We start from the raw sequence: 13,406 nt of genomic DNA, 5'->3' as shown, positions 1-13,406 counted from the left end.
TCATATCTTTTAGGTCTGAATGTTGTTTATTTGAGCAAAACAAAAAAAAGCTTATTTTTATCCCAATTTTAAGAGGGATTATAGATGCAATCAGGATTAAGTTTTACAGCAATAGATTTCGAAACAGCTACAGCCAATCAGAATTCGGCTTGTGCAATAGGGTTAGTTGTAGTAGAACAAGGTATTATAGTTGATGAATTTTATTCACTGATTCAGCCGCCGAATAATCAATATATGTGGCAGACTACGCGGGTTCATGGAATTAAACCTAAGGACACAGCTTTGGCTCCTACCTTCAAAGAATTATTCCCCCAGATCTTTCCGCTGATTAATAACCGGTTAATGGTTGCTCATAATGAATTATTTGATCGTGGTGTGCTTCGTAAAACAATGAGTTATTATAATCTTTCTTATGAAAGTTTAGGCTTGAGCGAAAAGTGGGAATGTACATTTCGTATTTATCAGGGAAAGGGTTTTAAGCCCGCACGGCTAAATGCCTGTTGTGAAGTTTTGGGAATTGAGCTTAACCATCACGAGGCGCTCTCAGATGCCCGTGCTTGTGCTAATTTGTATTTAAGGCATGCCGATATTCCTTCTTTGGCATGATATTTACCTTTATTCGATATAGAACGAAAGGAAGCTTTCGGTTGTTCTCATTTTAAGTTTTATATTTGATATATTAATTGAGGGATTTCCTTTATTATTTAAATTTTAATGATATTATGATAGCCATACCTGCAAAAAGTATGCGAATTGGTATTACATTCAGTGCATTTGACCTGCTGCATGCTGGTCATATCAAAATGCTCGAAGATGCCAAGAGACAGTGTGATTTTTTAATCTGTGGGCTACAGACAGATCCTACGCTAGATCGACCAGAAAAGAATAAGCCTGCACAAACTGTTGTGGAGCGTTATATTCAGCTCAAAGGTTGTAAATATGTAGACCAGATTGTGCCCTATGCGACAGAGCAAGATTTGGAGGATATACTCCGATCATTTAAAATTGATGTCCGTATCGTGGGTGATGAATATCGTGAAAAAAGTTTTACAGGTAGAGTATATTGCGAAGAAACGGGTATAGAATTATATTTTAATAGCCGTGATCATCGTTTTTCAAGTTCTGGCTTGCGCAAGATTGTCGCTAAAGCAAATGCTGGAGAGGAACCCCTTTTTAATGCTAATAAGTGAATAAAATGAAAATCGGAATAACATTTGGCGTATTTGATCTTTTACATGCAGGTCATATTATGATGCTTGAGGAAGCAAAGAGACATTGTGATTATTTGATTGTTGGGCTCAATACGGATCCATCTGAGGTGTTCCCGGAAAAGGCAAAGCCAACACAAACCATCGTCGAGCGTTATATTCAATTAGAGGGATGTCGTTATGTTGATGAAATTATTCCCTACGAAACTGAACAAGATCTTATCGATATGATTAAGGCCTTACCGATTCAGGTTCGTATTATTGGTGAGGAATATCGGGATACTGATTTTACTGGTAGATCATATTGTGTAGAAGAAAATATTGAAATTTATTATAATAAGCGTACACATCGTTTTTCGAGTGCGGGTCTACGGAAAGTTGTAGCCGATAAAGAAGCGGGAAATAACTAAAATATTATGAGTGCTATTATCCATGTTGTATTGACTGGTGGGGTCGGGAGCCGTCTCTGGCCGCTTTCGCGGAAGAGCTATCCAAAGCAGTATCTTTCTTTATTCAAAGAAGGGTCATTGTTTGAGATGACCATAAAACGAAATCAGTCTCTTTGTGGTCAGGTTATCGTCGTTGGGAATCGGGATAATCACAATCTGAGCCGAGAGGTGATGGAAAACAATGCTATCGAATATATTGATATTGTTGAAGCTACTCCCCGTAACACTGCTGCTGCAATAGCTTTTGCGGCCTTTGCTGCACAACCAGACGATATCTTGATTGTAACCCCCTCGGATCATGTGATTGTGGGAGATCAGCCCTATGCAGATGCCATTAAAGCTGGTATCGAAAAAGCGAATAAGGGATATATTGTCACATTTGGTATTCAACCAAGTCGTCCTGAAACAGGGTATGGCTATATAGAATATAAAGATGATAAAGTGTTGTCCTTCCGGGAAAAGCCTAATCAGGATACTGCCGAAGACTTTATCGAGCGAGGTAATTTTCTTTGGAACTCAGGAATGTTTTGTTTCAGGGCAGATACGTTTTTATCGGAATTACAAACTTTCGAACCTAAGGTATATGCGACAGCATTGGCGGCATGGCAACATCGTCAACACGACGAGCTCGATCTACAGCTTTCTAAAGAGATTCCTTCTATTTCGATCGATTATGCTGTTATGGAACGGTCAAAGAAGATTCGTGTTGTAGCCACAAGTTTCCAATGGTCTGACTTAGGGTCATTTGAATCAATGTACGATTATTTAAAGCTAACTGGACATCCAGTCGATGAGAATGGCAATATGGTTATTGGTACTGATATTTACACAGCCTTTGTCGGTTTAAAAGATAGTATCCTTGTTCATACAAAAGATGCTATCCTCGTTCTTCAGAAGGAAAAATCACAGGACGTAAAAAAAATATACAATACATTGGAACGGCATCAATCCAAATTGATTGACTAATTTAGCAAAGGAGCTTGATCATTGCATGATCAAGCTCTTTTTTTTTCAGCATTGTCCATGTTATTAAATCTGTTTCTTAACAGATTACCAAATGTCCCTTATTTGTCCCTGCTGATTTAATATTGAATTAATAGTAATATCAGATATTTGGTTAGTGTTTAAGAGCATCTATATGTGAAGCACTTAGTCATTTAATTTTAACCAACATAATGATATGATGACCATAGCCATACTTATTATTTTATTTTTAGGGGGCTGTTTTTTCTGGAGGAAGAAACAGCAGAAACAACGATTTAATAGAAGCGTTGGAATGACCGTTAGCTATATGTTTCAGGAGCGCCCAGGCCAATATAGTGGGGATAGAAATGTCCGAAGTGGGGTATTTATCTTTAAAGCTGAACGTAGTGATGATAGATTAAAGAATATTGTCATCCGAAAAGTAAGACCATTACATTCCGCTTTAGACGTAAACCTTGAGCAGATTTTAGTTATTCCATTTGAACGGAAGGATAATAGGCGATCCGATGTTTCCGTTCGTTTTAAGATTAACAGACGGACTCCAAAGATTGAAAACCTAACAGGCGGACGGATAAATATTTCCGGAGTTCTAAATTTTGAAGAAAGGAGGCCAGAATCATTTACGGCAACTTTATCCATATCGGATTTATATCAAAAAACTGAAGTTTGATTGGTTGATAATAGTACTTGTTTTATTTTTAAGGGTACCTCATGACAGGGGGGCAATTTTATGTTCATTTGGGTTGATGTTCCACGTGAATTTTAATTTTTAGAAGCTGTTAATTAAGTGTTTGAGCTAATTAAGGTTTAAATGTGAATGCAGCTTCTGTTAATTAACAATTTCTTCATTTGCAGAAGTAAATGGTATTGAGTACTTTTGTTACTCATTAAAATAGTGCCAATGTTAGAATCATTGATTACATCCAAGACTCGTCTCAAATTATTGATCAAGTTTTTTGTGTCAGCAAGTAATCAAGGACATTTGCGTGGATTGGCAGATGAATTTCAGGAATCAACTAATGCAATTCGAAAGGAACTGAATCAATTGTCTGAGGCCGGGTATTTAGAAAAAAGTACAGATAAGAATAAGATAGTATACCGAGCCAATACCAAACATTCCTTATTTAAGCCTTTACAAAAATTAATTCACACCTATTTGGGAATAGATGATGTTGTTGAGTTTATTTTACAAAAAGCGGGAGATATTCAGGAAGTTAGCTTGGTTGGAAATTATGCCGAAGGAATAGACTCTGGGAATATAGAAGTATTAATTTGGGGCAATAATTTAAATCAGGCATATTTATTGCAGTTAGCGGATAAAGTTGGGAAGAAATTAAAAAAGAAAATCATTGTTAATTTCGATGAGTTTGTTGGGCATCGCATTGTTTTATTCGACAACAATAGCAAAGCCTACCCGGTAAAATGAAAGTAGATGTTTTCTACGAATGAAGATTAGAGGGTAAGGAACTTATTAAAGGCAAGGTGCAAATAGCGTGTGTGCTGTGTTTTGGATGCAGGGCATTTTTTGAATAGACAATTATTGATCGTAGATTATACGTATGGATATTTTAAAATTAATTGGAAGAAATCAAGAGTTGTTCAATAATGACATTGAACAGCATGAAAAGAAACTAACTGAAATTGTTAGTTCGTCTAAATTTTTGGTGATTGGAGGAGCAGGATCAATAGGATCTGCAACGACAAAGGAGATTTTCAAGAGAAACCCTAAGAAGTTGCATGTTGTCGATATTAGCGAAAATAATATGGTGGAGCTTGTTCGTGATATTCGAAGTAGCTTTGGATATATAGATGGAGATTTTCAGACTTTTGCACTAGATATTGGTTCTACAGAATACGATGCTTTTTGGAATGCAGATGGAGATTATGATTACGTGTTGAATTTATCTGCATTGAAGCATGTACGGAGTGAAAAAGATCCTTATACCTTGATGAGGATGATTAATGTCAATATCTTTAATACAGATAAGACAATTCAACAATCCATTGAGAAGGGTGTTAAAAAATATTTTTGTGTTTCTACCGATAAAGCTGCAAACCCAGTTAACATGATGGGAGCCTCTAAGCGAATTATGGAAATGTTTCTAATGCGTAGAAGCAAGGAAATAGATATCTCAACAGCTCGCTTTGCTAATGTCGCTTTTTCCGATGGTTCTCTATTACATGGTTTTAATAAGCGTATAGAGAAGCGTCAACCTATAGTTGCTCCTAATGATATTAAAAGGTATTTTGTAATACCAAAAGAATCCGGTGAGTTATGTCTCATGTCATGTGTCTTTGGTGAAAACCGTGATATCTTTTTCCCAAAATTAAGCGAAAACCTTCACCTCATTACTTTTGCTGAGATTGCTGTCCAATATTTGAAAGAAATAGGTTACGAGCCATATTTATGCGAGAACGAAGAGGAAGCTAGAGCATTGATCGATAGCCTACCTTTAGAGGGGAAATGGCCATGCCTCTTTACGAAAAGTGATACCACGGGGGAGAAGGATTTTGAAGAATTCTTTACTTCGACAGAAACTTTAGATATGGAGCGTTTCGAAAATCTCGGAGTCATAAAAAACGCACTTAATGAGGATGTCGATAAGATCAATTTATTTGAGGATACAATTAATGCAATGAGAAATTCTGGGACATGGGGGAAAGAGGAAATCGTAGAGCTCTTTAATCAGATGATTCCTGATTTTGGTCATAAAGAAACAGGAAAGTATTTAGATGCAAAAATGTAAAAAATGGAAAACATAAATCAACTTATTTCATTTGTAAGGGAGCAATACAAAACTGATAAATTCATTCCATTGCATGAACCTAGATTTCGTGGAAATGAAAAAAAATATGTCTTAGATACTATTGACTCTACATTTGTATCTTCGGTAGGTGCTTATGTAGATCAGTTTGAGCAGATGATGCAAACATTTACCCAAACAAATAAAGCGGTTGCGGTTGTTAATGGGACTTCCTCTTTGCAAGTTGCGTTAAGGTTAGCTGGTGTCAAAGCAGGTGACGAAGTTATTACCCAAGCATTGACTTTTATTGCTACGGCCAATGCTATTATGTACAATCAAGCAGTGCCAGTTTTTATTGACGTTGACTTAGATACCATGGGACTGTCTCCTAAAGCCGTAGAAGCATTCTTAGAGCAATACGGAGAAATTCGTGAGGACGGTTGTTATAACAAATCCACGGGAAAGAGAATTGCAGCATGTATGCCTATGCATACGTTTGGCTTTCCTGTACATCTTGATGAACTGCTTGCTGTTTGCAAGAAGTGGCAGATCCCCTTAGTTGAAGATGCTGCGGAATCTCTAGGAAGTTATTACAAAGGAAAACATACGGGCTCTATGGGGCTTATTAGCGGTTTTTCTTTCAATGGAAATAAGACCGTTACTTCTGGAGGGGGAGGAGTAATCGTAACGAATGATGCTGAGTTGGGAAAACATGCAAAATATTTAACCACTACTGCGAAAAGACCGCATCCATATGAGTTTTTTCATGATGAATTAGGGTATAACTTTAGAATGCCAAACTTAAATGCAGCATTAGCTTGTGCCCAATTAGAAGAATTAGATGGTTTTTTGGCAGATAAAAGAGATTTAGCAGAAGGGTATGCCAATCTATTTCGGGGTTTGGGTATAAAATTCAGGGAAGAATTGCCAGAAGCAAAAGCTAATTACTGGTTGATGTGTGTTGAATTGGAGAATAAAATAGAAAGGGAGCATTTTCTTAAATATACAAATGAAGCCGGAATTATGACACGTCCAATCTGGAATTTAATGCATCGTTTACCTATGTATTTAAATTTTCAGCGTGATGAACAAAAAAATGCTGAATTTTTAGAAGAACGGATAGTCAATGTCCCTAGTAGTGTTAGATAATAAAATGGATAGAATTGCAATTATAGGATATTCTGGACATTCTTATGTCGTATTGGATGCTTGTTTGAAAAACGACTTACGAGTTCAGTTCTATAGTGATTTGTTTGAAAAAGACGAGAATCCTTTTGATTTGCAATATATCGGTAACGAATCGGGTGCGATATTTGACTGGAATCTTGCTGATAGCTATATTTTGGGAATAGGAGATAATAATATTCGAGAAAAGATTTCGTCTAGAATTATAGCCAATGGGAAAAAGATCCTGAATGTTATTCATCCTACCTCTACTATTGCAAATTTTGTACAATTAGGGCATGGTATTTATATAGGGCCGCAAACTATTGTAAATGCTCTGGTACAGATGGGTAATTGTTGCATTATTAACTCAGGAGCTATTGTGGAACATGAATGTCGGATCGGCAATAATGTCCATTTAGCGCCAGGATCCGTACTAGCGGGGCAGGTAACAATTGGAAAAAATACATTCATTGGTGCAAATGCAGTTATTAAACAAGGGATAACCATCGGTGATAATGTGATAATTGGTGCAGGAAGCGTGGTTTTGAATAATATACCAACTGGTGAAGTTTGGGTCGGGAATCCCGCAAAAAAATTAAGATAATGAAGAATAATAGAGTTATAATTATTGCGGAAGCGGGAGTTAATCACAATGGAAGTTTAGAAAATGCTTTCAGATTAGTAGATGCTGCTGTCGATGCAGGTGTTGACTATGTGAAATTTCAAACCTTTAAAGCCGATAAGCTAGTCGCGAAGTCTGCGAAAAAAGCGGATTATCAAATCCAGAATACAAAGGATGAAAAGGATTCGCAATTGGATATGTTGAAAAAGTTAGAGCTTTCGCATGATGATCATGAACAGCTGATTAGGTATTGTAATCAAAAGAATATTAATTTCTTTTCTACAGCATTTGATCTGGACTCTTTACAATATTTAAAAGATATAGGTTTAGGTTTAGTGAAAGTGCCATCAGGAGAAATTACAAACTTACCATATCTACGTATGGTAGCAAAGTTGTTTGATAAAGTAATTCTATCTACTGGAATGAGCACTTTGGAAGATATTCGTTTAGCTATTGATGTTTTTACAAAAGAAGGTGTTAATAAAGAAGATATTACAATCTTGCATTGTAATACAGAGTACCCGACTCCAATGCAAGATGTTAACATGAAGGCGATGTTGCATATTGGAAACACGTTCGATACTGAAATAGGTTATTCCGATCACACTCTGGGTATAGAAGTACCTATTGCAGCTGTTGCTTTAGGTGCCCGCGTTATAGAAAAGCATTTTACTTTAGACAAGCATATGGACGGACCTGACCATGCTGCTTCGTTGGAACCGAGCGAATTGAAAGCTATGGTTTTAGCAATAAGAAATATAGAGCAGGCTATTTCCGGATCCGGATTGAAAGAACCTAGTGAATCAGAGAAGAAAAATATTGCAATCGCACGAAAAAGTATTGTGGCAAAAGTTGCGATAAAGAAAGGTGAAGTTTTTTCTGAAGAGAACCTTACTGTAAAACGCCCTGGATCTGGTATTTCTCCCATGTGTTGGGATGAGGTTGTTGGAAAGATTGCTGAACAAAACTTTGAAGAGGATGATTTAATTTGTCTGTGATGAAGAAAATTTGTGTAATAACAGCAACACGTGCGGAATATGGTTTATTAAGGCCATTAATGATAAAACTTCGTGAAAGTGGGGAGTTTCAACTACAAATTTTGGCAACAGGAGCTCACTTGTCTCCAGAATTTGGCTTAACCTACAGGTTTCTTGAGGAGGATGGATTTCAAATTGATGAGAAGGTAGAAATGCTATTATCGTCAGATACTGCGATCGGTATCGTTAAATCGATGGGGCTTGGTATGATAGGATATTCCGAAGCTTTTGCCCGATTGGCTCCAGAGGCCATTATAATATTGGGCGATCGATATGAAATGCTATCTGTCGCATCGACGGCTGCAATTTTTAATATTCCGGTCATTCATTTGCATGGAGGGGAAATAACAGAAGGGGCTTATGATGATGCGATCAGGCATGCCATTACTAAACTAAGTGCATTACATTTCACCTCTACTGAAGAATATAGACAACGCGTAATTCAAATGGGAGAACGCCCCGAAAATGTGCATAATGTCGGAGCTATTGGTCTAGATAATATTGTCGACTTGGAATTGTTAACCAGAGAGCAACTCGAAGAGAATCTTGGTATTTATTTTAAAAAATACAATTATCAGGTAACATTTCATCCCGAAACATTGTCTCATTTTTCGTCGAAAGATCAATTCCAAGTATTGTTAAATGCTATTGAGAAGCAACAGGATAGTTATTTTGTTTTTACAAAAGCAAATGCAGATACGGATGGACGTATTATCAATCAAATGATAGATGAGTTTGTTTATAAAAATCCCGATAAGGCATCTGCTTACATTTCTCTGGGCAGCTTACGCTTTTTATCTGTTGTTAATATCTGTGATGCTATTGTCGGAAACAGTTCTAGTGGAATCATTGAAGCACCTTCTCTCGGTACGGCAACAATAAATATTGGGGATAGGCAAAGGGGACGTACACAGGCAGATACTGTTTTAAATTGTGCTATTGAGGAAGAGGATATTCTACATTGTTTTCAGCAGATCAAAACTGCGAAGGATCAGAAACTAAGAGCTAATACCGTCAATCCATACGGAACTGGAGGAACATCAGATAAAATTATGAAAATCTTATACGCTGTTGATTTCAAAAAATTACATGTTAAAGAATTTTACAATATAAACCATAGCTAATGAATATTGTTAAAAAGCATACTATTCTGCAAACAGAAACTGTTCGGGATGCACTAATTAAGTTAGATCAATTGGCTTCTGATGCGATTTTATTTGTGGTTGATAGCCAAAATAGATTATTGGGGTCTATGACGGATGGTGATTTGCGACGGGGATTTATTAAAGGTCTTGATTTTGATCATAAATTGATAGACTTTATTCAACCCTCACCTAAATTTATACTGGAAAAGGAGTATAGTTTAGATAAGTTGGAATCATTTAGGGCCAGCCATTTCAAAGTTGTACCTATTCTAAACGATCAGAACATTATCGTTGATATATTAAACTTTAGAACTAGATCGACTTTAATCCCTGCTGATGCCGTTTTAATGGCAGGCGGGGAGGGAAAACGCTTAAGACCACTTACAGAGACAACGCCTAAGCCCCTTTTGAAGGTTGGTGAAAAGCCAATTATTGAATATAATATTGATCGGCTGCAGAAAGTTGGAATAAAGAATGTCAATTTAAGTATTAATTATCTGGGCGATCAGCTCGTAGATTACTTTGGAAATGGTTCTGAAAGGAATCTGAATATTCGCTATGTTAGGGAAGAAAAGCCGCTTGGAACTATTGGATCGATTCTCTTAGTTGAACATTTTGAGCACGACGATATTATTGTAATGAATAGCGATCTATTGACAAATATAGATTATGCTGATTTTTTTAGGACTTATAAAGATTCTGGTGCAGACATGGCGGTTGCCGCTACCTCATATCATGTGGATGTACCTTATGCTGTTTTAGAAGTTAATGAAACAAATACGGTAAGGTCGCTAAAAGAAAAGCCACGGTACACCTACTATTCCAATGCCGGAATATATATCTTAAAAAAGGATATATTAAAAATGATTCCAGAAGATCAATTTTTTGATATCACTGATTTGATGGACCGTATTATTGAAATGAATCTGAAACTTATTACCTATCCGATAAATGGTTATTGGTTAGATATTGGTAAGCACGAAGATTTTAAAAAGGCTCAAGAAGATATTAAACATATAAAATTATGAATTACCTTATAAGTTCTAATATATTTTGTGATATCGATGAGGAACAATTGATAGGAGTTCTTTTAAAAAGATTGGCGAACTTTTTTTTTCTGACTAAAGATGAAGAAGATTTAATTAGAAAATATCATGTTGATGTTTTAAAAAAAATTGAGTATTGTTTTCAAAATGTAGATAATAAATACTTTTCTGCAGACGGGAGAGTATTCTTTGCGTCTTATCATTCAGGACAATATCTTATTTATTTATACTTTTATAGCCAAATTTTTGCGGGGCTAAAACATCAGTTGAAAGATAAATTTTATTATTTAAATAAAATATTGCATTCGGTTGATATTTATGCTGAGGTTGAGTTGCCTGCTGTCTTCTTTTTTGAACACCCCTTGGGATTAGTGCTTGGTCGGGCAAAATATGGAAACAATTTTTTTGCAATGCAAGGTTGTACTATAGGAGGGAACAAAGGCGTTTATCCTATAATCGGTGATAACGTAAAAATGTACTCCAATTCAAAGATACTTGGAAAATCAAGGATTGGAAACAATGTTTGGATATCTGCAAATACATATATTAAGGACGAAGACGTCCCGTCTGATACAATTGTATTTGGACAATCTCCAAATCTAATTTTTAAAGATATTAAGAAACAATGAAAATTTTAATTAGTCTTTGTGCACGTGGTGGGTCCAAAGGAATTCCTCGGAAAAATATAAAAGAATTAAATGGACGTCCATTGATTGATTACAGTATACAATTTGCGAAACAAATTGAACAACGCTATAAAGAAGTAGTAATAGAGCTTTCCACGGACGATGAAGAAATAAAGAATATGGCTGAACAGTTAGGTCTATCAACAGAATACACGAGACCTGCGGATTTAGCTTCTGATAACGCTGGGAAGGTTGATGCTATACGTGATCTTTTATCTTATTCTGAGAAAAGGCATCACAACAAATTTGAATATGTCTTGGACTTAGATATAAGTTCTCCCTTGAGAACTCTTTCGGACGTCGAAGAGGCCTTTTCAATTATGGAGCGAGAAAGTGATGCACTGACTTTATTCTCTGTGAATACGGCCCATAAAAACCCATACTTTAATATGGTGGAAAGAAATGAATCAGGGTATTACCAGACATCAAAAAAAAGAAATATTACGACTTTATCAAGACAAACTGCTCCTGACGTATATGAATTAAATGCATCCTTTTATATTTATCGACGTGCATTTTTTGACTCCGGGGAGAAAGGAGTTATAACAGAGAAATCATTAATATATAATATGGATCATATATGTTTTGATTTGGATACACCCATCGATTTTGAGTTTATGGATTATCTTCTATCAAATAACAAGTTACCATTCCAGTTAATATGAAAATACTGTTTGTAGGCTTAGGAGCAATAGCAAGGAAACACATTAAGGCGATTCGACAAATTGTGCCGGATGCTGTAATCTATGCATTGCGCCGAAATAGATTATCAACAATAGAAGAAGGGGTAGTGAATGTCTTTGATTTGGGAGAAGTCTCCGAAATTGATTTTGTGATAATTTCAAATCCTACATCGGAACATGAGTCAACTATTCGTACTTTATTACATCTAAATGTACCTTTGTTTATAGAAAAACCTTTGTTTCATAATTTAAATCAAGATAAACTCGTCCAATCCGTCTTAGACAAAGGAATCTCTACTTATGTTGCCTGTAATCTTCGTTTTCTGGATTGCCTTGTTTTTGTCCATAAATTTATTAAAGGAAAGCGAGTAAATGAGGTAAATGTTTATTGTGGATCATATTTGCCGAATTGGCGGCCAAATGTGGATTTTCGAAAGGTATATAGTGCGAACAAGGAAATGGGAGGGGGAGTACATATAGATTTAATACATGAAATTGACTATCTGGTATGGTTATTCGGCTTTCCGAAATTGACAAAGAAAGAATTTTCAAATGTTTCATCACTCAATATTTCTGCATATGACTATGCTAATTATTTAATGTTATATGATGATTTCGCTGCAAATATTGTTCTAAATTATTATAGGAGATCTCCAAGGCGAAGCTTGGAGATCATCTGTGAGGAGGGAGAATGTACTGTTGATTTGTTGAAAAATGAAGTGAGATGGAATGGCGAGCTTATTTTTTCCTCGAAACAAACAATAGTAGATACTTACCAGCCACAGATGGAATTTTTTATTCAAAATGTGATGCAACGATCAAAAGAAAAGGGGTTTAATGATATAGTTGAAGCCTATAATATTTTAAAGATATGTCTGGAAGATTAGAAAACAAAGTTATTATAGTAACAGGCGGAGCCGGCCTTATAGGTAAGCATATAGTTAGTTATTGCCGAGATGAAGGTGCTGTCGTGGTAGATGTGGATATTAACAATAATGTTGATCTTTCGAAAGGAGTTTATGCTTGCGATTTAACGGATGAATCTCAGATTATTAAGCTTGTCGATGATGTAAAAAAATTTTATGGGAGAATTGACGGTTTAGTGAATAACGCTTATCCAAGAACAAAGGATTGGGGGCTTAAGTTTGAAAATATTCCGTATGACTCTTGGCGATCTAATATCGATATGCAATTGAACGCGGTGTTTTTACTTTCTCAGGCCGTTTTAGTAGTTATGAAAGAGCAAAAATCGGGTTCAATTGTAAATATTGGTTCTATTTATGGAGTCGTGGGTAATGATTTTACCATATATGAAGGTTATGGGGGGACATCACCGGCAGCATATGCTGCCATAAAAGGCGGTGTAATCAACTTAACTAGATATTTGGCGTCTTATTTTGGGAAGGATGGAATAAGGGTTAATTGTGTCTCACCTGGGGGCATTATAGATAAACAGCATCCCTCTTTTATTGAACGCTATGAAATGAAATCTCCATTAAAAAGGATGGGAAGAGCGGAAGAAATGGCTCCCCCTGTGGCATTTCTGTTATCAGAAGAAGCTTCGTTTATTACAGGGCACAATTTAATGGTTGATGGTGGCTGGACTGCGATTTAGATACTTATCTCTGTAAATTA

The 13,406-nt window shown here is 36.1% G+C and carries 16 protein-coding genes; all 16 read left to right on the top strand.

Annotated features, from left to right (window positions below):
• Positions 1–84 precede the first annotated feature (84 nt).
• The 16 genes from ABFX33_RS11140 to ABFX33_RS11065 all read left to right on the top strand — a co-directional run bounded on the left by ABFX33_RS11140 (position 85) and on the right by ABFX33_RS11065 (position 13,386).
• The gene (locus tag ABFX33_RS11140; RefSeq protein WP_346086137.1) at positions 85–606 is read left to right on the top strand and encodes a 3'-5' exonuclease; all 522 of its coding nucleotides are present in this window, start codon (positions 85–87) and stop codon (positions 604–606) included.
• 116 nt (positions 607–722) lie between these two features.
• On the top strand, positions 723–1,190 hold the full coding sequence (locus ABFX33_RS11135; RefSeq protein WP_346086136.1) for an adenylyltransferase/cytidyltransferase family protein: 468 nt from the start codon (positions 723–725) through the stop codon (positions 1,188–1,190).
• 5 nt (positions 1,191–1,195) lie between these two features.
• Positions 1,196–1,618 (top strand): adenylyltransferase/cytidyltransferase family protein, encoded by a 423-nt coding sequence (locus ABFX33_RS11130; RefSeq protein WP_259185936.1) that lies wholly within the window; start codon positions 1,196–1,198, stop codon positions 1,616–1,618.
• Positions 1,619–1,624: 6 nt separating this feature from the next.
• The gene (locus tag ABFX33_RS11125; protein WP_346086135.1) at positions 1,625–2,623 is read left to right on the top strand and encodes a mannose-1-phosphate guanylyltransferase; all 999 of its coding nucleotides are present in this window, start codon (positions 1,625–1,627) and stop codon (positions 2,621–2,623) included.
• Positions 2,624–2,837: 214 nt separating this feature from the next.
• Positions 2,838–3,311: a hypothetical protein gene (locus tag ABFX33_RS11120; protein WP_346086134.1), complete on the top strand. Its 474-nt coding sequence runs from the start codon at positions 2,838–2,840 to the stop codon at positions 3,309–3,311.
• A gap of 231 nt (positions 3,312–3,542) precedes the next feature.
• The gene (locus ABFX33_RS11115; protein ID WP_346086133.1) at positions 3,543–4,067 is read left to right on the top strand and encodes an ArsR family transcriptional regulator; all 525 of its coding nucleotides are present in this window, start codon (positions 3,543–3,545) and stop codon (positions 4,065–4,067) included.
• A 133-nt stretch (positions 4,068–4,200) separates the two neighbouring features.
• On the top strand, positions 4,201–5,388 hold the full coding sequence (locus ABFX33_RS11110) for a UDP-N-acetylglucosamine 4,6-dehydratase (RefSeq protein ID WP_346086132.1): 1,188 nt from the start codon (positions 4,201–4,203) through the stop codon (positions 5,386–5,388).
• A 3-nt stretch (positions 5,389–5,391) separates the two neighbouring features.
• A complete protein-coding gene (locus ABFX33_RS11105) occupies positions 5,392–6,534 on the top strand; it encodes a LegC family aminotransferase (RefSeq protein ID WP_346086131.1) in 1,143 nt (380 codons plus the stop codon).
• Positions 6,512–7,156, top strand: a complete 645-nt coding sequence (locus ABFX33_RS11100) for an acetyltransferase (protein ID WP_346086130.1) — start codon at positions 6,512–6,514, stop codon at positions 7,154–7,156. Before ABFX33_RS11105 ends, ABFX33_RS11100 begins: the two co-directional genes overlap by 23 nt.
• The gene (gene neuB / locus ABFX33_RS11095; protein WP_346086129.1) at positions 7,156–8,172 is read left to right on the top strand and encodes an N-acetylneuraminate synthase; all 1,017 of its coding nucleotides are present in this window, start codon (positions 7,156–7,158) and stop codon (positions 8,170–8,172) included. Before ABFX33_RS11100 ends, neuB begins: the two co-directional genes overlap by 1 nt.
• A complete protein-coding gene (neuC, locus tag ABFX33_RS11090; protein WP_346086128.1) occupies positions 8,172–9,335 on the top strand; it encodes a UDP-N-acetylglucosamine 2-epimerase in 1,164 nt (387 codons plus the stop codon). The genes neuB and neuC overlap by 1 nt, the downstream gene beginning before the upstream one ends.
• Positions 9,335–10,384, top strand: a complete 1,050-nt coding sequence (locus tag ABFX33_RS11085) for a nucleotidyltransferase family protein (protein ID WP_346086127.1) — start codon at positions 9,335–9,337, stop codon at positions 10,382–10,384. Before neuC ends, ABFX33_RS11085 begins: the two co-directional genes overlap by 1 nt.
• The gene (locus ABFX33_RS11080) at positions 10,381–11,031 is read left to right on the top strand and encodes an LbetaH domain-containing protein (protein WP_346086126.1); all 651 of its coding nucleotides are present in this window, start codon (positions 10,381–10,383) and stop codon (positions 11,029–11,031) included. Before ABFX33_RS11085 ends, ABFX33_RS11080 begins: the two co-directional genes overlap by 4 nt.
• A complete protein-coding gene (locus tag ABFX33_RS11075; RefSeq protein WP_346086125.1) occupies positions 11,028–11,753 on the top strand; it encodes an acylneuraminate cytidylyltransferase family protein in 726 nt (241 codons plus the stop codon). The genes ABFX33_RS11080 and ABFX33_RS11075 overlap by 4 nt, the downstream gene beginning before the upstream one ends.
• Complete coding sequence (locus ABFX33_RS11070) at positions 11,750–12,658, top strand: Gfo/Idh/MocA family protein (RefSeq protein ID WP_346086124.1); 909 nt, start codon at positions 11,750–11,752, stop codon at positions 12,656–12,658. Before ABFX33_RS11075 ends, ABFX33_RS11070 begins: the two co-directional genes overlap by 4 nt.
• Positions 12,643–13,386 (top strand): SDR family oxidoreductase, encoded by a 744-nt coding sequence (locus ABFX33_RS11065; RefSeq protein ID WP_346086123.1) that lies wholly within the window; start codon positions 12,643–12,645, stop codon positions 13,384–13,386. Before ABFX33_RS11070 ends, ABFX33_RS11065 begins: the two co-directional genes overlap by 16 nt.
• The last annotated feature ends 20 nt before the right edge of the window (positions 13,387–13,406 follow it).

The organism is Sphingobacterium ginsenosidimutans, from assembly GCF_039536865.1.
Classification (GTDB): Bacteria; Bacteroidota; Bacteroidia; order Sphingobacteriales; family Sphingobacteriaceae; genus Sphingobacterium; species Sphingobacterium detergens.
This window is presented reverse-complemented; position numbering and strand designations above follow the sequence as displayed.